We start from the raw sequence: 21,361 nt of genomic DNA, 5'->3' as shown, positions 1-21,361 counted from the left end.
CAGGTAAAAATCATAAATTAACTATGGTCGTAAAGAGTAAAATTCCTATCGAGCCAAATAACATAAAATATAGTTCCATCTCTATAGCCAACCATTGGTTTCATACCAGAGAATCGAAAAGCAATAAAATTTACATCTTCTGTAATAAAATTAGGAATTGGTGCTTTTATAGCATCTCTATAAATTTTCTCATAACCAAGTTTATGTCTATCTTGTGACTGTATTTGACTCCAAGTTAATTTACTTAATCTATACAGTTTTAATGAAAATGCAGCTTGATCATCTTTTTCACATTTTGTGATGCAATATTCACCTTCTAGATAACGTAGAGAAAATGTCGGAGTTTGTTGTTCTGGGGGAATTTCCCGTTTGTCAAATGGAGCAGCTAGTTTGTTTCCTTGTTCTTTTTGCGGTGGTTTAAATCTTTTTTTAATACTCATTTGCATTTACAAGCTGAGTATTAAAGTGTTTTTTGAGAGCTTGATGACTGATAATTAGATTATCTTGACGTGCATCTTTCCAAGGTTCTTCCTCATGAATTAAACTTAATAATTTCCATGCAGAAAACTGACCATACACAGAATAAACTTCATCTAGTAGTTCACGAGTTTGCTGATCATATTTTGAGAAATCAACATTATTAGGAATAGGAATCGCATTAGAACCAAAGTCTTTATATTCATGATAAACTTCAGGCACTACAGGTCCATGTGTCCATGCCTCAATAGATTCAGGAAACAGAGGCTCATCATACAGTGCCAAGTTAAAACCCTGAGCGTAGTAAAGTAATTTTTGCAGTTTAAGATTAGAAATTAAATCTCCGGCATCTTCGTCTGTTTGAGCTAGAAAATATTTAGCAATATCATGACTACTTAGCATAATTTTTCTCCCATCTCTCAATATCAACAAATATCAATTCTGGCAAATAGTATAAAAAATCACTTTTTATTACTCAATAAGAAATACTTGGTAATTTTAGTATCTACGTACTAATATTCTACTCTAAAATTCTAAAATCTTCTCAATCATACCAATCTCACCCTTCCCGACCGGCAAAGGAAAAAAGTTCACAGAAATTTAACAATGTGTACCAATAATTTGGTAACTTAGTACATAGTTTGCAACAATTAGGGAAAAATTACGTTGAGTTATCATCCAGATGCCATTGCCCCCCACGGTGGAGAGTTAATTAACCGGGTTGCTTCTCCAGCACAAAGAGAAATATTTCTCTCCAAAGCTGACTTTTTACCGCGTGTAGAACTTGATGAACGAGCAGTTTCTGACTTAGAAATGATTGCCATTGGTGGTTTTAGTCCGTTGACTGGTTTCATGAACCAAGCGGACTATAACCGAGTCGTCACAGAAATGCGGTTAGCTAACGGTATTGTCTGGTCAATTCCCATTACACTGTCTGTAACCGAAGAAGTAGCAACCCCTCTACAAAAAGGCGGTTTAGTGCGTCTGGATAACCCCAGAGGCGAGTTTATTGGGGTATTGGAACTAACAGAAAAGTATACCTACGACAAACAACAGGAAGCCATCAATGTTTATCGCACTGATGATGCTAAACACCCTGGGGTGCAGGTAGTTTATAACCAAGGTTCTATCAACTTAGCTGGTGATATTTGGTTATTACAACGGGACTCTCATCCCCATTTTCCCAGCTACCAAATTGATCCGGCGGCTTCACGGGAAATGTTCCGAGAAAAAGGCTGGAAAACAATTGTGGGTTTCCAAACTCGCAATCCTATCCACCGCGCCCATGAATATATTCAAAAGTGCGCTTTAGAAACTGTTGATGGTCTATTTTTGCACCCACTGGTAGGGGCAACTAAAGAAGATGACATCGCCGCTGATGTGCGGATGCGTTGTTATGAAATTTTACTAGAACATTATTACCCTGTAGATAGAGTAATTTTGGCAATTAATCCAGCAGCCATGCGCTATGCTGGGCCTAGGGAAGCAATTTTCCATGCTCTAGTGCGGAAAAATTACGGCTGCACACATTTTATTGTGGGACGTGATCATGCTGGTGTAGGTGACTACTACGGCACGTATGACGCTCAATATATCTTTGATGAATTCGCCCCTGAAGAGTTGGGGATTGTGCCAATGAAGTTTGAACACGCTTTTTACTGCAAGCGCACCAAACAAATGGCTACAACTAAAACCAGTCCTAGCAAACCAGAGGAACGGGTTCACCTGTCGGGAACCAAGGTGCGGGAAATGTTACGTCGGGGTGAATTACCACCACCAGAATTTTCTCGTCCAGAAGTTGCGGCTGAGTTAACCCGGGCTATGCAAATTGCACCTGTATTAGTTTAGGTTAAGATTAGAAACTTTACTCTATAGACTTTAGCCTTTAAGCTATTAGCTATTGGGCTAGAGTCTGACTGTTAATTATGAAACGGCGTAGGTTTTTACAGCAAATTAGCGGCTTATTAGCGGCATTGGGGTTAGCTGAGACTGAGTGGTTGAGTTTGGGAAATCCCTATTACCAAGCTTTAGCACAATCTAACTCGCGTAAGTTGGCATTATTGATAGGTATTAATCAATATCCACAAAGTTCCGCCCTTGGGGGTTGTGTCACTGATGTGGAATTGCAAACAGAACTGTTGATTAATCGCTTTGGTTTTGCAGCCTCAGATATTCTGACTTTAACTGAAGAACAAGCCAGCAAAAAATTTATTGAAAATGCTTTTTTAGATCACTTGGGTAAGCAAGCTAAACCTGGAGATGTGGTAATTTTCCATTTTTCCGGCTATGGGACTCGCGTGAATTTGGGAACGGGAATATTCCAAAATGCCATAGTTCCTGTTGATGAAGGAAAAGAATCTGAAGCCTATTTATTAGAAGAAACCCTGTTACTGTTATTGCGATCGCTCCCTACGAATCGAGTCACAGCGGTATTAGATACTAGTTACTATCATTCTAGGGAATTAAAACCCAGCGGTTTGCGAATTCGCACCCGTCCAGAATTATCATTAGCAACTTTACAAATAGAAGAATTAGAGTTAATTCAGCAACTGAAAACCAAAATATCACCTATTAATAATCCCCTGATTCTTAACGCTACCTCAGAACCAAATCAGCAAGCAGGAGAATTACTTTTTTCTAATTGGAGTGCAGGATTATTTACCTACGCTTTAACTCAATATTTATGGGAAACTACCCCAGCTAAAACAATCCAAATTCTCCTCTCTCATGTGGGTAGTTCTATGTATAAGCTGGGTGGAAAACAACAACTCAGTCTATTAAGTGAGCAAAAAAATCCTCAAAATTCGTTAATTGTTGATTATTTCCCCATTGATAATTTCAGGGCTGTGGGGATAGTCAAAGCAATTGAAGATGATAGCAAAACATTCAAGTTATGGTTAGGAGGATTACCTCCGCAAGTTCTCGAAAATTATGGCGTAAATTCTCGCTTAAGTCTGGATACGGGAGAAGAGTTAATTGTCAAATCACGGAGTGGGTTAATAGCTAAAGCCCAATTTACGAATAAAGAAATTATCAAGTTACCCCAAGTCGGACAAATAGTTAAAGAAGCTATCCGCGTATTACCCCGAAATCTTCATGTTAACGTGGCTTTAGATCAGGGTTTAGAAAGAATAGAACGGGTAGATGCTACCAGTGCTTTTTCAGCTATTAGTCGTATTGCTAATATTATTACTACGGAAGAAAGTGCTGATTATGTATTTGGTAAAGTTGCCCAAATACCCAGCCGTTATGGTCTTTTTTCCCTTGGTGGTGAACTAATTATTAATACAGTGGGGGAAGTTGGGGAAGCGGTAAAGGTAGCAGTGCAGAGATTAACACCAAAATTTTCTACGCTGTTAGCATCAAAGTTATGGCAACTTACAGAAAATGAGGGTACTTCACTTTTACCAGTTAGAGTGACCTTAGAAACTGTCAACAATATTGTACCCCGTGTCGTTATGATTAGGGACACCTTGGGAAATACTAGCATAGATAATACCTATCAAATACCTAGCAATCCAGGAACAACTATTCCTAAAGTTGCGGTGGGTAGTCGGTTGCAATATGGAATTGAAAATTTGAGCGATCGCCCTATATATTTAATGTTAGTGGCTTTAAATAATAACCAAAGTGCCTTTGCTTTTTATCCTTGGGAAGTTTTTCCCGCAACAGATATTCCCAGCAAACCTCAATTAAGAGAAATTCTAATTCCTCCAGGAAAAAGCCTGAAAATTCCAAATAATCAACCTATACCTGGTTGGTTAGTTCCTACTCGTTCTACTTTTTGTGAACACCAAATAATTCTGAGTACAGCACCGTTTAAAGAAACTCTCACTGCATTGGCTATTGCTAAACCTACCACAGATCAACAAGCTATTAGTCCCCTAATTAACCCTTTAGAAGTTAGCCAAGCCTTATTACAAGACTTACATAACGCTAGTAAAGTCAAAACTGATATTAATATTACTGCTAATGATGCCTATATTTTGGATGTTAATAATTGGGCAAGTTTGAACTTTAGTTTTCAGGTTATTTAGGTAGGGTTTGCTGATAGCGAAGCGTAGCGTGACGTAAGTCATGGACTAGGAGTCAGGAGTCAGGATTCAAGCTGCTACTCCTACTCATTAATCAACAATAAACCCTCAAACCAAGTATAATAAAACTAGCAATAATTCCGTCTTAATAACTACTATGGTTTTACTTCAAGAATTATCAGAAATACTGCAAGCACAAGATCCAGAAGAACGACAAATTATAACTGGTGTGAGTTGGGAAAGTTATGAAACCTTACTTAATGATTTAGGTGACAACTTAGAATATAGAATTACATATTTAGACGGAGTAATAGAATTAATGTCACCAAATCGTCGCCACGAAACTCGAAAAACTATTACTGGATCTTTACTAGAAATTTACTTTCAAGAAAAACGCATTCCTTATTTTCCCCTCGGTTCTACAACTTTCCGCAAAAAATCAAAAAGAGGAGGAGTAGAACCAGATGAATCTTATTGTATAGGTACAGAAAAAGAGTTTCCTGATTTGGCAATTGAAATTGTTTTTAGTAGTGGAGGTATTGATAAATTAGAAGTTTATAAAAGATTGGGTATCAAGGAAGTTTGGTTTTTTATTAATAATCAATTTACAGTTTATCATTTACACGATGAAAGTTATCAACTGCTTATAAAAAGTGAATTATTACCAGATTTAGATTTAACAATGTTAGCACAATATGTCATTGCAGATTATCCTTTAGATGCAGCAATCGCCTTTCGAGAAAAAATAAAATAGAGATGGAGAAAGAATTTTTATCTTTCCCCCCTATTTCCTTACAAATACTTATCCAACAACAAACTAAGCTTTTCCTTAGTTGCTGCTGGTGCTTTCTCCAAATTTGTCAAAATTGCATACTTCAAAGCCGAATGCGCCTCACTAGAGGGGGGATTTGCACTTAACCGCTGCACAGTTTCTTGAATGACCTTTTGTGCATTTGCCGCATTTTTATGTAAATTACCTATTACCATTTCCACCGTCACACTATCATGATCGGAATGCCAACAATCATAATCCGTCACCAGCGCCAAGGTTGCATAAGCGATTTCCGCTTCTCGTGCTAACTTCGCTTCCGGTACATTTGTCATCCCAATCACCGTAGCATCCCAACTCCGATAGAGATTAGACTCAGCCTTAGTGGAAAATGCGGGGCCTTCCATACATACGTAAGTTCCCCCATGATGTAAAGTTACGTCTGGTAAACTTAAAGAAGCGATCGCCTCAGCTAAAACCCCAGCTAAATTCCTGCAAATCGGCTCACCAAAAGCAATATGCGCCACAATCCCCTCACCAAAGAAGGTAGAAATGCGATTCTTGGTTCTGTCAATAAACTGATCGGGAATTACCATATCCAGGGGTTTAGCTTCAGCCTTCAAAGAACCCACAGCACTAGCAGAAATCAGGTATTCTATCCCCAATTGCTTCATGGCATAAATATTAGCCCGAAATGGCAACTCCGAAGGTAACAACGTATGATTACGACCATGACGCGCTAAAAAAGCCACTCGTGTTTCCTCTAAAGTTCCGAGAATAATCGCATCTGACGGTGAACCAAAAGGCGTAGAAATTTCTATTTCCTCCACATCTTTAAGTGCTTCCATCTTATACAACCCACTCCCACCAATGATTCCAATCTTAGCTACAGCCATAATTATCAACCTTGTGATTAATTGGTCTAACAGGTAATTTTACTGTAAATCCGCTTAGTTAAAGATGCACAAAATCTATAAATACTGGATTTTCATAATTCCGTAGACATACGAGTACAAAAAATATCTGAATTAATATACCTTAGTTTTATAGGCGATAAAAAATAAATTTTTGGTAAAGAATATGTGGAATCATAATAACTCCGGTCAAATGCTATTAGAAACAGTATTGCAACGCATATTTTCTATTCGCAGAATTACGCGACAAGATCAGCAGCTACTCATGTCTACTCTCCTATCAAAAGAAGGATTAGACGAAAATGAACGCAGACAAATTACCCGTGTATTTGACGGCTTACGCAGTGGATTTATTAAAGTAATAGATTAATTTTTATTGCTAAATAAATCAAAGAAAATATGTACAGCTATCCTCAATTATACTTATACAAGATCCCTAAGCTTTTAGAAAAATTAGGGATCTTTAATTTATTTGAGATAAATCAATAAATTCAATCCGGGAATAGTCCGCGAGAGAGTCCAACCAGCTAAAATAATATAAAGTAAGCCTAAACTCCATTGATACCAAGCTAGAGTAGAGATAATTCCCGGTAAATGTTCATCTCGTAAACGAATATCATTAAATCCTAATCGCACCAAATTATTCAAACTAAAATCATAATAATTCAACCAATTCCACCGTCTATCCCATAATAGCGGCATATATCTTTCCCGAAAACTGGGATTTCTAGGAATAACTGGTAATCTCCCAATTAATAATCTTAACTGCCTTAATGTCCCATCTTCTGTTAGATAGGATATATCCATTAAATCATGATAACGTCCCTGTTGATAAAGTCGCCATACTAACATCCCTGGTATGGGAAAAATGATGATAAATAAGCAAAGTAGAGTTAACCAAGGACTACCAGAATTCCGGAAAATTGCTAATAAACTACCAGATATTAAACAGGTAAAACTAAATAATATACAAATAGTTTCATAATATCTAGGAATAATTGGCACAGGAGACAAACGACGATAGCGATCAACTAACCAAAATAATACACCAAAACAGGAAATAACTACACCACCTACTCCAAATACTAACCAAAAATTTGTACCATAGCCACTTAATAATAATAATAAACTTAATAATAACCAACTCAAAGATTTAACTAACCAACCGCTTAGAACTAGAGGTTCAATGGCAATAATTTTATCACTTAACTGATTATATATTTCTAAATCCACATCTGGTAAAACCAGTAATTCGCTGATATTCCGAAAATGTTTAATTTTACGAATTTGGATAATTTCAGTCACTTGGGTTGCTGAAAAACCCAAATTTATCAACCTATTAACAGAAGCAGTATTAATATTAACAGCTACTAACTGATTACTCAATTCAATTAATCTTAAACGTTGTTTTGTATATTCCAACTGATTTGCGTCACTAACCTGTTGCTGAAGCCGGAAATTTTGACTTAAATTCCGCAAAATAGTTTGATTACCTCTTAATGTGGGGACAATCATTTTTTTGCCAATTTCCCCCACATTACCTAAAATTTTCGCTTGGTTAGAATTAAACACCAACCCAGGAACATTTAAAAATGCTGTTTCTGCAAACTTAACATCACTAAAATCAGCTTGATTAAGAATACTTGCACCCTGCAAATCAACAGATTGATTAAATTCAGATTCTCTAAAAATCAGCACTTGTTTAAAAACAGCGTCTTTCATTAATAGAAATTGATAAAAATTAGCCTTATTAAATTGTACCTGATTATTAAAAATCACACTAGAAAAATTAGCTTTTCCTTGCCAAGAACTACTATTAAACTTTGCTAATTGCTGGAATTTTCCTTGAGTAAATTTTGCATCATTACAAAATACATCACCTTGGAAATTAGCAGAATCTAGAAATTTGCTATTTTGAAAATTAGATTTCTCAAAGAAAATACTTCCTTGAAAACTACTAGGTGCGTGAAAAATAGCACCACTAAAACTCACAGTTCTACCAAATCTAGATTCATCCCAATTAGTAGGCTTTAAAAAATTTGCTCCTTGAGCATTTACAGACTGAAGAAAGAACGTATTCGGGAATTTTACCTCCCCATTAAAACGGCTTTCTACCATAATTAAAGCCCCACGGAACACAGCAATATTGCTAGAATTATTTGACTGATTGCTCAACAAAGATTTACAATCTTTAGCATTAGGAAAAGCCACTGCTAAAGATTGTAAACATACAGAACGGAGACTTTCTAGTTGTTCCTGTTCCATAGGTGTAAAAATTTGGGCTATACCTTGAGCATAAAGAGGAGTTCTTAAACCCAAATCACTCCCAGAAAAATCACCTTCAATTACAGAATTACTCAAATCTAAACCTAAAGCCTTCGCACCAGTTTTTTGTAATTCTTTTCTGAGTAATTGGTAAAAATTATCCCGAAAAATAGCATTTTCAGGACGTAAATCAATTACCATTTTTCTTAAATCTACAGTTAAATTACCTTCTCGCAAAATTGGTGATTTAACTCGTTCTTGTAACAATTCCCAAGTTAAATTGATTTGTTCATTCTGAACTGCAAAAGTAGGAATAGGAAATAAAAATATAACTATAGCGCATATACAAATAAACCATATAAATGCGGATTTAGATATCATGCTTTTTTCTGATTCCGCAGATAATGAATTTATTTGTTTAATCGTGTTTTTTATTTGCCAAAGTTGAGTATTTCCCCATCTTTGTAAATATCTAAATTTATAAAATAATCTCAACAAATTTCCTACTTAATTATTAATTCAATAAAACAACCTTACCCAGCATAGAACCAGTTTCAACTAAAGCGTGTGCTTTTGCTGCTTCTGCTAAGGGAAACGTCTGACTAACTGCAATTTTTAACTTACCCTCATCTATCCAAGTAGCGCACTGTTGCAGAATTTCCCCATGATGTGTTAATGCTTCCACATTTCCTAACAGCATCGGTGTCAGCATTAATTCTAAACCAATGCGGAGATTTCTATTTCTAGCAACTTTCCAAACAGTGTTAGCTTTGGGTTCAAGAATAGTGATAATATCTCCATAAACTCGCACTGCGGGAAAAGATTTTTCAAAAATATCACCACCAACAGTATCAAAAACTAAATCTACACCTTGATTATTAGTCCAGTCTAATACAGAGTTGACAAAATCAGTTTCTTGATAAAGAATGACCTGATCAGCACCAATTTTAGTGACAAACTTGGCCTTTTCTAAAGAACTAACTGTAGTCGCTACCTCTGCACCTTTAAGTTTAGCTAATTGAATAGCCACATGACCAACACCACCAGCACCAGCATGAACTAATACCTTCTCACCTGGTTCAAGTCTTCCCCGTTCATATAAAGCTTCCCAAGCAGTGATTAACACCAGAGGTGCTGCGGCTGCTTCTGCAAAAGAAACTGATTTAGGTTTGAAGGCCACAAATCGTTCATCAACAGTGGTATATTCAGCATAATTGCCTGGCTTTGCACCTAAACCACCATAGCAAAAATATACTTCATCACCAACGCCAAATTTTTGCACATCAGTACCCACAGCCTCTACTATCCCCGCACCATCACATCCTAAAATAGCTGGCATTTGTTCAGGGTAAAATGTCCCCCGTTGCCGTAATTTGGTATCAATAGGGTTAACACCAGCCGCTAAGATCCGAACTAAAATTTCTTTATTTGTTGCTATGGGTTGGCTAACTTCTTGTAACTCTAAAACTTCTGGTTTACCCGCTGCTGTCATTAATATTGCTTTCATGGTTTTTTCTCCTCAGTGTACTTATTTAAGTAAAACTACAAAAAATGAATAACCTTCAATAATTAGGATAGCGACTCCGTTTTGTTTACAAAAATTTACGATCTCTGCTTTAACTACAATCACAAGCTAGGGAATAGGGATTTTCCCAATTACCAATTACCAATTACCAATTACCAATTTTTTAGAGTCTGTCATGACTAACCAAAGAAATACGCTACACTCATCTTAGGGGCGAACTAATGCAGTTCGTCACAAGACTTCTTGGAAGATATCCCTATCGCAGGAAGTGGGTTGAAGCCCACTTTTTTTATTGAATTCTCCCATGACTCATCCTTTAATACCACAAATTATTGATTTGGCGACACCAGTAGCAGCAGAACTAGGATTGGAAATTGTTGGGATAGTTTTTCATACAAACCAACGTCCCCCAGTCTTGCGGGTAGATATCTTTAATCCTCTACAGGACATTGGCCTGGATGATTGTGAAAGGATGAGCCGTGCCTTAGAAGCCTCATTAGATGCGGGAGAGATCATTCCAGACGCTTACGTATTGGAAGTATCCAGTCCTGGTATTTCACGGCAACTGGTAACAGACAGGGAGTTTATTTCCTTCAAAGGATTTCCTGTAGTTATTTCCACTTCCCCACCCTACGAACAACAGCAAGAGTGGATAGGTCTATTGATTCGTCGGGATGAAACAACAGTTTACCTTAATCAAAAAGGTCGTGTAGTGGAAATTCCCCGTGACCTCATTACCAGAGTACAAATGGATGAGCGTCGCTAATCAATTTTAGATTTTAGACTTTGGATTAGGGACTGGTAAAAAGGTAATTGGTCAGGAGTAATTGGAGAAAAGAAAAACAATTACTTCTTACCAGTTATCTAATTGTGCTGAATGCTTACATAAAATTTTAGGAGACTGCGTATGTCAATGGTGACCTTATCTGGATTAAAAGAGCTAATCGAAAGTATTAGTCAAGAACGAAATTTACCGCGTTTGGCTGTACAAGCAGCTATTAGAGAAGCCTTAATTAAGGGCTATGAACGTTATCGTCGCGCCCAAAATTTAGAACGCAGACAATTTGATGAAGAATATTTTGATAATTTTGAAGTAGAACTGGATATTGAGGGCGAAGGATTTCGGGTTCTTTCCACCAAAACCATTGTTGAAGCAGTTAATAACACTGATCATCAAATTTCCTTAGACGAAGTCCAGCAAGTAGCCCCAGAAGCCCAACTGGGAGATTCTGTAGTCTTGGATGTCACCCCAGATCAAGGAGAATTTGGGCGCATGGCAGCCATGCAAACTAAGCAAGTATTGGCGCAAAAATTGCGAGATCAACAACGCCAAATGGTGCAGGAAGAGTTTCAAGACTTAGAAGGCACGGTTTTACAAGCCAGAGTATTGCGATTTGAACGCCAATCCGTAGTTTTGGCAGTTAGTAGCGGATTTGGACAATCAGAAGTAGAAGCAGAATTACCCAAACGAGAACAGCTACCCAACGATAACTATCGGGCTAATGCAACTTTTAAGGTATATCTGAAAAAAGTTTCCCAAGGGCAGCAACGGGGGCCACAATTGATGGTATCTCGTGCTGATGCCGGTTTGGTAGTTTATCTATTCGCCAACGAAGTCCCAGAAATTGAAGATGAAGTAGTGCGAATTGTGGCTGTAGCGCGAGAAGCTAATCCCCCTTCTCGTTATGTTGGACCCCGGACAAAAATTGCCGTTGATACCCTAGATCGAGATGTAGACCCCGTTGGGGCTTGTATTGGTGCGCGGGGATCAAGAATCCAAGTGGTAGTTAATGAATTACGCGGTGAAAAAATTGATGTCATTCGCTGGTCTCCAGATCCAGCTACCTATATTGCCAATGCCTTAAGTCCAGCGCGGGTGGATGAAGTCAGACTTATGGACCCAGAAAGCCGCCAAACCCACGTTTTAGTGGCTGAAGATCAACTTAGTTTGGCCATTGGTAAAGAAGGGCAAAATGTGCGGTTAGCAGCCCGGCTGACCGGTTGGAAAATTGATATCAAAGATCAGGCTAAATATGACGAAGCAGCCGAAAATACTAAATTTGCAGCGGTGAGAGCGCAATATCAATCACAAAATCATGAAGATGATATGAACGAACGAGAAGATGAAATCCAAGAAGAATTAGAATTAGATGAAGATAGATTTGACAATAGGGAGGAAGATTAATTCCTACAGTTGTCATAAGGGTGTAAGGGCATATTGATCTTACCAATCACCAACCCTGACCAATAAAACAGGTACTTAAAAATACATTGTTTATCATCCCAAAGATATCTGATTTAATCTGGCAAAAGACTGATGAAACCGAACTATCGGCGTTGTATTAGTTGTCGTCAAGTAAACTTGAAACAAGAGTTTTGGCGGATTGTCCGCGTCTTTCCATCTGGAAAGGTACAATTAGATCAGGGCATGGGGCGTTCTGCCTACATCTGTCCCCAAGAGGGTTGCCTGCAAGCAGCTCAGAAAAAAAATAGACTAGGGAGATCGCTGCATGGGACAGTGCCAGATACGGTGTATCAAACATTGTGGCAACGTCTAAATTACGGTAATCCCCAAGATCGTATTTAATGGTAACAACTAAAATTGCGATAATCTCTAAGGAGGTTTGATGACAACAGCCGAACCATTCGCGCTCTCATCATAACCTTTAGTATCGCTCAAGTTAGTGCCAAAATAGTAAATGGGTGTAAACCGCTATTTTGATCTTCCTTTTTTGGGCAGACACAAAGCATTACTCCCCAAAACGTTTTCTTGATTGTATTCTGGAAGACTCACAAATCAGCAAAACAAAAAAAACAAAAATGGCAACCTGGTAGCGCAAAAGCGCAGTTCGGCATTAACCATCATTTTTGGTGGAGATGCCAGCATTAAACCGAAACATCTCTCTTTCCTAACTGGAGGCACCGGCAATATCACCAAGGGCAACCGAAAAAACAGTGATCTAAGGGTGGAGATGTCACAAACCAGGCAACCATCCGTTAAAACTGTAAATTAAAGGGGAAAGAGTGGATGAACAACGGAAAAGTTAGAATCTATGAGTTATCAAAGGAATTGAATTTGGATAATAAAGAGCTATTAGCAATTTGCGACCAGCTCGACATTGCGGTCAAAAGCCATAGTAGTACAATTTCAGAATCAGAAGCTGAACAAATTCGTACCGCAGCCGAAAAAGTTGCTGCTACGAATTTAGCCTCGAAAAAGGAACAAAGTACAAACGGCCATAGACCAAATTCATCCCCAAACGGCGCTCAAAACCGACAAGGGAGCGCCAATCACAAACAGCAAATTCTGGAAATTCGCAAACCGAAAATATTGAGAAACACTACCACCAACACACCAGATGCCTCAGTTGCTACTGCTGCCACTGACGCTAATAATCCTTCACCTCCAAAGCCTTTCGCTACACCTGTCTCACCCATGAAGCCGACGGCACCCACTCGACCAGTCCCCCGGAATCAATCTGAGACTCCGCTCAAACCTAATGTTACCCAGCCAGATCAGGCATCTGATTCTCAACCAATCCCAGAGAAGGTAACAGCGGAAAAATCAGAAAAAATATCTACTCCCAGACCAAAACCAGAGAAACCTCAAAAACCCCAATTGGTTTCTCCCCCTTCTAGACCAGATGGGACAAACCCGCTAGAAACCGAGCCGCAGATAGGATCATTGGAAAAACCTGTCCTCAAGCGGGATCGCTCACAGCGCGTTGAAGAAGATAGGCAGCCAGTTAGAAGTAAAGTCAGTAAACCCTCAACTGACCAAGGTTCACCATCTGCACCACCCAAACCCACGCGGGCTAATCCTTCAGCCCCAACAAGACCAGAACAGCGCAGTGGTAGACCATCCGTTGGCGGGGACATTCAACGTCCTAGACCAGCCCGTCCCGGTGAAGCAGTGGCCGCTATGCCTATTGCGACTCCACCCAGACATAATGCGGGCGGAGCGAAAAAGGAAGTATCGGATGAAATACCAGTTGCACCCGATCTCCTGGATTTAAAACGCCCCACCCCCCCACGTTTGAACAAAGGTGGCAAAAAATGGCAAGAAGAAGAAATCATTGATGAAATCAAAGAAAAGGCTAAGGTTGGACCCAAGGGCAAACGTGTCAAACCAATCCTCGACGATGATTTAGATGAAGATGATTTAGATGAAGACGGTCTAGAACTGTCCACAGCAGTTCAAGTTAGTCTTTCCATTGCCCGTCCTCCCAAACCCAAAGGGACTCGCTCCGGTGCGCCAACCGTAGCGGTTGTGGCTGCTCCCACCACCAGAGGCAAAAAATCTAGTTCTTCCCGTGATCACAATCGTCGGCAAGAAAATAATGTAGAGCAAAAACCAGATCGTCCAGCCACACTAGCTGTCACTGGGCCATTAACAGTCCAAGAGTTAGCTGAGTCCCTAGTAATTGCCGATACAGAGATTGTCAAAATCCTGTTTATGAAGGGCATGGCCGTCAGCATTACCCAAAATCTGGATATTCCGACCATTACTTTAGTAGCCAAAGAACTAGAAGTAGAAGTCGAAATCGTCGAACGAGAAGCTGAAGCTCGGAAAGTCACAGAAATGATTGACGTGGCTGACTTGGCTCACCTGATTCGTCGTCCCCCAGTTGTTACCATCATGGGTCACGTAGACCACGGTAAAACCACTCTCCTCGACTCTATTCGCAAAACTAAAGTTGCGTCTGGAGAAGCCGGCGGTATTACCCAGCATATCGGCGCATATCATGTTGATATCGTCCATGAAGGCAAACCACAGCAGATTGTTTTCCTCGATACTCCTGGTCACGAAGCTTTCACAGCGATGCGTGCCAGAGGAGCTAGGGTGACAGATATTGCCGTGTTAGTCGTAGCTGCTGATGACGGTGTTCGTCCCCAAACTATCGAAGCTATTAGCCACGCTAAAGCTGCAAACGTTCCCATTGTTGTTGCTATCAACAAGGTTGATAAAGAAGGCGCACAGCCAGAACGGGTTAAACAGGAACTCACCAATTACGGTCTCACCGCCGAAGATTGGGGTGGTGAAACTATCATGGTTCCCGTCAGCGCCATTAAGGGCGAAAACCTCGATACCCTCCTAGAAATGATTATGTTGGTGTCGGAAGTAGCCGAACTATCCGCTAATCCAGATCGGGTCGCAAAAGGAACAGTCATTGAGGCTCATTTGGATAAAGCGAAAGGTGCAGTTGCTACCTTGCTGATTCAAAACGGTACTCTCCACGTTGGAGATATGCTGGTCGCTGGTTCAGCCTTCGGTAAAGTCCGCGCTATGGTGAATGATCGAGGCAAGCGTGTAGATGTTGCTAGTCCATCCTTTGCTGTGGAAGTATTAGGTTTAAGTGATGTCCCTGCTGCTGGTGATGATTTCGAGGTCTATGAAAACGAGAAAGAAGCTCGTTCTGTAGCCAGCGATCGCGCCGACAAACAACGTCAATCCCGCTTGTTGCAAGGTCGTGTCACTCTCACAACCCTGTCAGCACAAGCACAAGAAGGCGAGTTGAAAGAACTCAACTTGATCCTCAAGGGCGACGTGCAAGGTTCTGTGGAAGCTATTATCGGCTCTCTGCGCCAAATTCCTCAAAACGAAGTCCAAATTCGGATGCTCTTGGCTACGGCTGGAGAAATTACCGAAACAGACATCGACTTGGCTGCTGCCAGTAACGCTGTTATCATTGGTTTCAACACCACTTATGCCAGTGGCGCTAGACAAGCGGCTGATGAAGCAGGTATAGATGTCCGGGAATATAACATCATCTACAAACTCTTGGAAGATATCCAAGGTGCTTTGGAAGGTCTACTCGAACCAGAGTTGGTGGAAGAACCCTTGGGACAAACAGAAGTCCGTGCTGTCTTCCCAGTTGGTCGTGGTGCAGTTGCCGGTTGTTATGTTCAATCTGGTAAGCTCGTTCGTAACTGCAAAGTGCGCGTCCGTCGCCATAACAAGGTGGTTTACGAAGGTGTTCTCGATTCCCTCAAACGGATGAAAGAAGATGCCCGCGAAGTCAACTCAGGTTATGAGTGTGGTATCGGTATTGATAAGTTCCATGACTGGGTGGAAAATGACATCATTGAATCCTACCAGTTGGTAACTAAACGTCGGACTCTGACTATGACTAAGTAGTGACGTGCATCCAGCGTTGAGTGCTGAGTTGATGAGTGTTGAATTGAGACTGTTTCGAGTTCAACACTCAAATAATGTAAACTCAGCACTCCGTCTCAGAGGAGTCAGGAGTCAGGAGTCAGGAGTCAGGAGTCAGGAGGAAGAAAAAGCAAAGAAGGAAGAAGAAACAAGGAAGGAAGAAGAAAGAAGTAAAACCTTGTTTTAGTCGGAGTTTTATTATCCATTCATGTCTTAACCCCCTGAGTTTGCTATAAATTTTAAAAAAATTCCCTGTTTAATTAAAAACAAATTGTTTTAGAAATTTCTCGCAGAAAATTCCGCATTTAGTGATCAATGAGACAGAATTTTCAGGTAGAAACCCATTATCTTCAGAAAAGATTAAGCAAAATTTTCCAATTTTAGGTTTGGGTGACTAGATTCAAGTATTACCCCCTTTGAGGGTAAAATAAATTACCAATCTTAAATCTAAAATACCCAAGCCCAAATTGTCTGACTCTGGAAGTGAAAAATAAGGAATGAGGAATTATGGCTCAATTTCCAACTTCTAGCAATTACGCGCATCAGCACGACATCAAAAGCGATGCCAGCGGTGAGCGTATAGATCCCCAATTATCTGCTAATACTCAGTTTTGGCATAACCTCAAATACGTGATCTCTGCTAGTTCCGGTTTTCAGCGGTGGCAATTAGAATGCAATGCCCAATTACAAAGTTTACGCTTAGATCAGCAGGTACAAATGTACTTGCGAGAGACTTTAGAAACTTTAGCTTATTAATGATTGCGCTTTCGGGGCTGAGGGCTTAATTAAAAGATGTAATTTGTGGGTATGACTGCTTATCAAGAACAAATATGACTTTTTACAACATTTTTTAAACTTTCTCCCACAATTCTGATTTCTTGTGTAATGATAAGGGAGTTGGGAATTAATTCGGCGGTAATGTTTGTTGTTAGTATTGACAGGCTTTCCCTTTTGGTATTTACAGACTTTTCTCCGAAATCTAAATCTCTACACTCTTATGATTTTGGAAATATTTCTATGTCAATTTACGTGGGTAACCTCTCTTACGAAGTTACACAAGATGCTCTGAGTGCAGTGTTTGCAGAATACGGTTCTGTAAAGCGCGTCCAACTTCCAACTGACCGTGAGACTGGTCGCTTGCGCGGCTTCGGTTTTGTGGAAATGGGTACAGAAGCTGAAGAAGCGGCCGCTATTGAAGCCCTAGACGGTGCTGAGTGGATGGGTCGTGATCTGAAAGTGAATAAAGCCAAACCCAAGGAAGACAGAGGTTCTTTCGGTGGTGGTGGCGGTGGCAACCGTGGCGGCGGCGGCGGCGGCGGTCGTCGCTACTAAGCTGAGTTTAACTAAAGTCTTTTTAGTTATTAAATGCTAAAAAATTACCTATTCCGGTCGCGGGGTAGGTAATTTTTTTGATCGTAATTTTTTAAATTGCAATTCGGTAAGCAGCTAATTCGGTTTTCTGCGAGAATTTGGATACCTTCTTTTAAGGGAGTTTCAGGACAGAAAAGGATAAGCTGACGCGCAGCTAAATTTAATATTTTGCAGCCTAAAGTCCTTGTGGTAGGTCACGACTCATTCTGTCAGCAACGGTTTTAGACATTTTTTACTTGCACCTTTTATAAAAGTTTATAAAAGTTTTTTTAACTATTGTAGAAAATTATTACTAACAAATACTGTTAATAGATTGCTACTTTTCATTTTAAAAATAAACTTTGTTTTTGTTAAAAAAGCGGTTTTATTTATGAATAGTGTTATGCCTATTTTGTGAATATTCATTAGAAATAAGCGTTTGCGTGAGTTAGGTTTTGAAGGTCATCCTCTATAACGTATCTCCCACCCTGTAATTTATGACCCTTTTGCCAAACTATCGGTTACAGATGCCCGAAAAAATATTTATGTTTATTTTGGCATATTCAGGTATAATTTGGGTAGATGTGTTGAATTAATTTGAGGTTAATACAAAAATGACACAGGAATTAATAGACCTCAGAAATAGTATTTTAGAACAGCGTTATGCAGATGCTTTAGGTATTGTAGATGAGTTGGAGGGAATGGGTAGACAAGCGATTTTAAGAAATATTCAATCCTTTTTAGTTAGATTAATGATTCATCTGATTAAGAATCAAGTAGAACAACGTTTAACTAATTCTTGGGCAAATTCAATTCGTGGTTCAATTCGAGAAATTAGGAAAATAAATTTGCAGGATAATAAAATTTCTTATTATGTCAAGATAGCTGAATGGGAATTAATACTAGAAGAAGAATTTGAAGAAGCTATTCGTGATGCCAGTGATGAGGTAATGAATGGTATTTACAGTCCATTTCAACTTGCAGAAATGGTAGATAAAGAACAGATAATTAATGAATCGAAATTTCTATTAAAATTGACTTATGAATACTCAGTTAAGGAATTACCGGCTGTAATTGATGATTATTTAACTCAATTACCGGGTGGTGAAGATTGGAAGTTAGGGAAAAGATGAAGTTTTAAAAGTTATCGGCGAATACAATAGATTCTCCGGCACGCTAAAGCGAACGCTACTACACAAACAAAGTCTAACTGAAAATTCAGGTTTTTTAACCCACGTATGTGAGTTTTGCCTGTGTAGACGCGCTTTCTAATCGCCAATTTTAGTATTAATTTAGACCTTTCAAACATTCTCTAATTTATTAATTTTCCTGATGATATTTCCTTAAAGCCGTGATAATTTCCCCATTGGCTGCTGGAAAAGTAAAATTATCCAATTCCTCTAAACTTACCCAACGAATTTCATCACATTCTATGGCTTGAGGAACACCCGCTAAATGTTGAGAATGATGGACTGTTAAAGTCACCCGCAAATGAGCATAAGTGTGATCAATAGTAATTAAATGTTCTCCAACCGCAATTTCTATGCCTAACTCTTCCGAAATTTCTCGTTTAATACATTCTTGAATAGTTTCACCAACTTCAATTTTCCCCCCCGGAAATTCCCACAAACCACCCATTGTACCAGTGGGAAGCCGTTTATCAATTAAAATCTGTTTTTGGTCATTCCAAATAACAGCAACACCAATAATTTTATGAGGAATAGAACTACTTTCATTCATATAATTACCCATTACCAATAAATAACAAAAAAACTCGGTAGACCAATTATATCTCTACCGAGTTGATGTTTATTTTGAGAATTTTCCTAAAAAGATATTATTCAACTTCGCTATTGTTAGCTTCTACTCCTTGCATAACCACATCAAAACCCATTCTTTGTTCTGCATTTCGTAAAAAATAACCACTAATCATCGCAGATGCTAATAAGCGACCTAAATTTTCCCGATTAGTAGAAATAGTAATCCCGAACTGTTCAGAAGGTAAATTTCCTAAAAGTCCGATAATATTCCGTTCCATTACCTGCAAAACTTCCGTAGAAGTGGGTTTAGATAATTGGTTAACTGTTTCTGGACTTAATGATTTAACATATTGCCATAATAAATTACTTGTTTCCGACTCACTATTAAAAAATTCTGATACTCTATTGGATTGGTTACTCACGTTTGACCTCCTATACTGCCACTACTAACGATGGTGTTTGTGACTGGAATAACTGATAGTTATTGCTTATTCGATTTAGTTGACTATTATATATTCATGCCAACTAATCTAACAGCTTATTCCTTTCGAGAGGGTCGGTTTAACCGTACCAAAATGGGAGTGTTTTTCACCTATTGAGTGAGTATGGGTGGGGAAACTCCACCCACAAAGCAAAAAATAACTGACCATTAACAACTGATTAACTAGCAAGATACTCATTCATAGTGGCTTTAGATTTCCGAAGTTTATTTAAGGCTTCACGTTCAATTTGTCGGACTCGTTCCCGGCTAATATTCAGGATTTCACCAATTTTAGCCAAAGTTAAGGATTGCCCATCTTTTAAGCCAAAGCGGAGACTAATGACTTCCTTTTGTTGGGGAGTGAGTTCTGACATGATCCTTTCTAAGTCATAGGAGAGGGAAGTTTGCATGACAAAATCTTCCGGTGTTGCCCCTGTGTCTTCTAACATTTCCCCAAGTTCGGTGTCATAGTTATCTCCTAAACGCAAGTCTAGGGATAATGGCAGACGGGCTTTTTCTAGATACTCTCGCACCTGTTTGGGTGTTAAATCTAATTCTTGGGATAATTCTGCTACTGTGGGCGCACGTCCTAGTCCTTGGGATAGTTGCCGCTGGGCTTTTTTAATTTTGTTGAGTTTTTCCGTAATATGAATAGGCAAGCGAATAGTCCGGGCTTTTTCGGCAATAGCACGGGTAATGGCTTGGCGTATCCACCAATAGGCATAAGTTGAAAATCTGTAGCCTTTGGTGGGGTCAAATTTTTCTACCCCCCGTTGCATTCCAATACTGCCTTCTTGAATGAGATCAAGTAAGTCAACATTACGTTTAATATACTTTTTGGCAACGGAAACCACTAAGCGGAGATTGGCTTCTACCATTTTCCGTTTAGCGATTTCACCAACAGCGATCGCCTGATTTAATTCTGATACTTCTATATCAGCGGCTGTTGCCCATTCTTCTACACTTGGTTCATGACCTAACTGGGTAGCAAGACCTTCCCGGATCTCATGCAAAGCAGTAGATCGTTGCACCTGTTTACCATAAAAAATCTCTTCTTCGTGGGTGAGAAGTGGCACACGGCCAATCTCACGCAGGTAAGTCCGCACGAGGTCGGTGGCTGATTGAGCGGTCTTCATGGCGCTACTCTTGGGTAATGGTGGGTTTGCTGATAGGGTCGTTAACGAAATAATGTTTTGAGATTTGTCGCACCCGATAAACTCAGGTTGCCCATATTTGGGAAATTAGGTACTTCACTACTAAACGTTACATCTGTCTCCTTGTTTCCACAAGTATCTATAGTTAGATACACAGTAGCAAGTCAAACATTTTTTGTGTTTTCGAGAATATTAATAATTGTAACATTTATGAGAACAAGTTGACTACCGGGAAACCCGCACTTTGGCAGTAATTTGAGATCACCTAAGAGTCTGAAATTACTGAACAACATACATTTACTGGGATAAAGATCAATTCTCTAGCGAAGAAATAGCTTCCTCATATTTGTTAAAATATCTCAATGATAACCATAATGATTCTTTTGTAACAATTGCTTAACAATGTCTAAACTATGATTTTTAGGATTATTTTGATTAGGATGAGGAAAACGTCTGAACTATGATTCTTGTGATT

The 21,361-nt window shown here is 39.2% G+C and carries 20 protein-coding genes; 12 read left to right on the top strand and 8 right to left on the bottom strand.

Annotation, left to right across the window (positions count from 1 at the left end; all coding sequences use genetic code 11):
• Window positions 1-17: 17 nt before the first annotated feature.
• Both FJR11_RS16735 and FJR11_RS16730 read right to left on the bottom strand, forming a co-directional pair.
• Window positions 18-440: a hypothetical protein gene (locus tag FJR11_RS16735; RefSeq protein WP_168505682.1), complete on the bottom strand. Its 423-nt coding sequence runs from the start codon at window positions 438-440 to the stop codon at window positions 18-20.
• On the bottom strand, window positions 430-879 hold the full coding sequence (locus FJR11_RS16730; protein ID WP_168505680.1) for a Panacea domain-containing protein: 450 nt from the start codon (window positions 877-879) through the stop codon (window positions 430-432). The genes FJR11_RS16735 and FJR11_RS16730 overlap by 11 nt, the downstream gene beginning before the upstream one ends.
• Window positions 880-1,143: 264 nt before the next feature.
• On the opposite strand from FJR11_RS16730, the gene sat reads away from it, so the two are divergent.
• The 3 genes from sat (at window position 1,144) to FJR11_RS16715 (ending at window position 5,265) form a co-directional block, all read left to right on the top strand.
• Window positions 1,144-2,325 carry a sulfate adenylyltransferase gene (gene sat / locus FJR11_RS16725; RefSeq protein ID WP_168505678.1) on the top strand — a complete coding sequence of 394 codons (1,182 nt, stop codon included), beginning with the start codon at window positions 1,144-1,146 and terminating at the stop codon, window positions 2,323-2,325.
• Window positions 2,326-2,402: 77 nt separating this feature from the next.
• Window positions 2,403-4,514: a caspase family protein gene (locus FJR11_RS16720; RefSeq protein ID WP_168505676.1), complete on the top strand. Its 2,112-nt coding sequence runs from the start codon at window positions 2,403-2,405 to the stop codon at window positions 4,512-4,514.
• A 154-nt stretch (window positions 4,515-4,668) separates the two neighbouring features.
• Entirely contained in the window at window positions 4,669-5,265 is a 597-nt protein-coding gene (locus FJR11_RS16715) for a Uma2 family endonuclease (RefSeq protein WP_168505674.1), read from the top strand.
• A 38-nt stretch (window positions 5,266-5,303) separates the two neighbouring features.
• Here the strand turns inward: FJR11_RS16715 and FJR11_RS16710 are convergent, their stop codons facing one another.
• The gene (locus FJR11_RS16710; RefSeq protein ID WP_168505672.1) at window positions 5,304-6,176 is read right to left on the bottom strand and encodes an S-methyl-5'-thioadenosine phosphorylase; all 873 of its coding nucleotides are present in this window, start codon (window positions 6,174-6,176) and stop codon (window positions 5,304-5,306) included.
• Between the two features lie 184 nt (window positions 6,177-6,360).
• Here FJR11_RS16710 and FJR11_RS16705 point away from each other — a divergent pair, with 184 nt between their 5' ends.
• A complete protein-coding gene (locus FJR11_RS16705) occupies window positions 6,361-6,564 on the top strand; it encodes a hypothetical protein (protein ID WP_168505670.1) in 204 nt (67 codons plus the stop codon).
• Window positions 6,565-6,662: 98 nt separating this feature from the next.
• On the opposite strand, the gene FJR11_RS16700 is transcribed toward FJR11_RS16705, so the two are convergent.
• Both FJR11_RS16700 and FJR11_RS16695 read right to left on the bottom strand, forming a co-directional pair.
• Window positions 6,663-8,840: a pentapeptide repeat-containing protein gene (locus tag FJR11_RS16700; RefSeq protein WP_168505668.1), complete on the bottom strand. Its 2,178-nt coding sequence runs from the start codon at window positions 8,838-8,840 to the stop codon at window positions 6,663-6,665.
• 133 nt (window positions 8,841-8,973) lie between these two features.
• Complete coding sequence (locus FJR11_RS16695) at window positions 8,974-9,966, bottom strand: zinc-dependent alcohol dehydrogenase family protein (RefSeq protein WP_168505666.1); 993 nt, start codon at window positions 9,964-9,966, stop codon at window positions 8,974-8,976.
• A 322-nt stretch (window positions 9,967-10,288) separates the two neighbouring features.
• Between FJR11_RS16695 and rimP the strand changes: the two genes are divergently transcribed.
• The 8 genes from rimP to FJR11_RS16650 all read left to right on the top strand — a co-directional run bounded on the left by rimP (window position 10,289) and on the right by FJR11_RS16650 (window position 18,624).
• Window positions 10,289-10,750: a ribosome maturation factor RimP gene (rimP, locus tag FJR11_RS16690; RefSeq protein WP_168505664.1), complete on the top strand. Its 462-nt coding sequence runs from the start codon at window positions 10,289-10,291 to the stop codon at window positions 10,748-10,750.
• A gap of 141 nt (window positions 10,751-10,891) precedes the next feature.
• A complete protein-coding gene (nusA, locus tag FJR11_RS16685) occupies window positions 10,892-12,169 on the top strand; it encodes a transcription termination factor NusA (RefSeq protein WP_174763098.1) in 1,278 nt (425 codons plus the stop codon).
• Between the two features lie 132 nt (window positions 12,170-12,301).
• A complete protein-coding gene (locus FJR11_RS16680; protein ID WP_168505662.1) occupies window positions 12,302-12,571 on the top strand; it encodes a YlxR family protein in 270 nt (89 codons plus the stop codon).
• Between the two features lie 441 nt (window positions 12,572-13,012).
• Window positions 13,013-16,123 carry a translation initiation factor IF-2 gene (gene infB / locus FJR11_RS16670; RefSeq protein ID WP_168506351.1) on the top strand — a complete coding sequence of 1,037 codons (3,111 nt, stop codon included), beginning with the start codon at window positions 13,013-13,015 and terminating at the stop codon, window positions 16,121-16,123.
• 31 nt (window positions 16,124-16,154) lie between these two features.
• Window positions 16,155-16,328, top strand: a complete 174-nt coding sequence (locus tag FJR11_RS16665; RefSeq protein ID WP_168505660.1) for a hypothetical protein — start codon at window positions 16,155-16,157, stop codon at window positions 16,326-16,328.
• A gap of 320 nt (window positions 16,329-16,648) precedes the next feature.
• Entirely contained in the window at window positions 16,649-16,897 is a 249-nt protein-coding gene (locus FJR11_RS16660) for a hypothetical protein (RefSeq protein WP_168505610.1), read from the top strand.
• A 261-nt stretch (window positions 16,898-17,158) separates the two neighbouring features.
• On the top strand, window positions 17,159-17,473 hold the full coding sequence (locus FJR11_RS16655) for an RNA-binding protein (RefSeq protein WP_168506349.1): 315 nt from the start codon (window positions 17,159-17,161) through the stop codon (window positions 17,471-17,473).
• Window positions 17,474-18,105: 632 nt separating this feature from the next.
• On the top strand, window positions 18,106-18,624 hold the full coding sequence (locus FJR11_RS16650; protein ID WP_168505658.1) for a DUF29 family protein: 519 nt from the start codon (window positions 18,106-18,108) through the stop codon (window positions 18,622-18,624).
• A 187-nt stretch (window positions 18,625-18,811) separates the two neighbouring features.
• Here the strand turns inward: FJR11_RS16650 and mutT are convergent, their stop codons facing one another.
• The 3 genes from mutT to FJR11_RS16635 form a co-directional block, all read right to left on the bottom strand.
• Window positions 18,812-19,231, bottom strand: coding sequence for an 8-oxo-dGTP diphosphatase MutT (gene mutT, locus FJR11_RS16645; RefSeq protein WP_168505656.1), 420 nt, complete (start codon window positions 19,229-19,231; stop codon window positions 18,812-18,814).
• A gap of 97 nt (window positions 19,232-19,328) precedes the next feature.
• Entirely contained in the window at window positions 19,329-19,673 is a 345-nt protein-coding gene (locus tag FJR11_RS16640) for a DUF760 domain-containing protein (RefSeq protein ID WP_168505654.1), read from the bottom strand.
• Window positions 19,674-19,911: 238 nt separating this feature from the next.
• Complete coding sequence (locus FJR11_RS16635) at window positions 19,912-20,868, bottom strand: RNA polymerase sigma factor, RpoD/SigA family (RefSeq protein ID WP_168505652.1); 957 nt, start codon at window positions 20,866-20,868, stop codon at window positions 19,912-19,914.
• Window positions 20,869-21,361 lie beyond the last annotated feature (493 nt).

The sequence above is a fragment of the Anabaena sp. UHCC 0187 genome, from assembly GCF_009712035.1.
Lineage (GTDB): Bacteria > Cyanobacteriota > Cyanobacteriia > Cyanobacteriales > Nostocaceae > Dolichospermum.
Note: the sequence above shows the minus strand (reverse complement) of the source record. Positions and strands in the feature narration are given on the sequence as shown.

Coding starts and splice junctions, on each gene's coding strand:
- FJR11_RS16735 (WP_168505682.1), bottom strand. CDS start 440: ATGAGTATTAAAAAAAGATTTAAACCACCGCAAAAAGAACAAGGAAAC.
- FJR11_RS16730 (WP_168505680.1), bottom strand. CDS start 879: ATGCTAAGTAGTCATGATATTGCTAAATATTTTCTAGCTCAAACAGAC.
- FJR11_RS16720 (WP_168505676.1), top strand. CDS start 2,403: ATGAAACGGCGTAGGTTTTTACAGCAAATTAGCGGCTTATTAGCGGCA.
- FJR11_RS16715 (WP_168505674.1), top strand. CDS start 4,669: ATGGTTTTACTTCAAGAATTATCAGAAATACTGCAAGCACAAGATCCA.
- FJR11_RS16710 (WP_168505672.1), bottom strand. CDS start 6,176: ATGGCTGTAGCTAAGATTGGAATCATTGGTGGGAGTGGGTTGTATAAG.
- FJR11_RS16705 (WP_168505670.1), top strand. CDS start 6,361: ATGTGGAATCATAATAACTCCGGTCAAATGCTATTAGAAACAGTATTG.
- FJR11_RS16700 (WP_168505668.1), bottom strand. CDS start 8,840: ATGATATCTAAATCCGCATTTATATGGTTTATTTGTATATGCGCTATA.
- FJR11_RS16695 (WP_168505666.1), bottom strand. CDS start 9,966: ATGAAAGCAATATTAATGACAGCAGCGGGTAAACCAGAAGTTTTAGAG.
- rimP (WP_168505664.1), top strand. CDS start 10,289: ATGACTCATCCTTTAATACCACAAATTATTGATTTGGCGACACCAGTA.
- nusA (WP_174763098.1), top strand. CDS start 10,892: ATGTCAATGGTGACCTTATCTGGATTAAAAGAGCTAATCGAAAGTATT.
- FJR11_RS16680 (WP_168505662.1), top strand. CDS start 12,302: ATGAAACCGAACTATCGGCGTTGTATTAGTTGTCGTCAAGTAAACTTG.
- infB (WP_168506351.1), top strand. CDS start 13,013: ATGAACAACGGAAAAGTTAGAATCTATGAGTTATCAAAGGAATTGAAT.
- FJR11_RS16665 (WP_168505660.1), top strand. CDS start 16,155: ATGAGTGTTGAATTGAGACTGTTTCGAGTTCAACACTCAAATAATGTA.
- FJR11_RS16660 (WP_168505610.1), top strand. CDS start 16,649: ATGGCTCAATTTCCAACTTCTAGCAATTACGCGCATCAGCACGACATC.
- FJR11_RS16655 (WP_168506349.1), top strand. CDS start 17,159: ATGTCAATTTACGTGGGTAACCTCTCTTACGAAGTTACACAAGATGCT.
- FJR11_RS16650 (WP_168505658.1), top strand. CDS start 18,106: ATGACACAGGAATTAATAGACCTCAGAAATAGTATTTTAGAACAGCGT.
- mutT (WP_168505656.1), bottom strand. CDS start 19,231: ATGAATGAAAGTAGTTCTATTCCTCATAAAATTATTGGTGTTGCTGTT.
- FJR11_RS16635 (WP_168505652.1), bottom strand. CDS start 20,868: ATGAAGACCGCTCAATCAGCCACCGACCTCGTGCGGACTTACCTGCGT.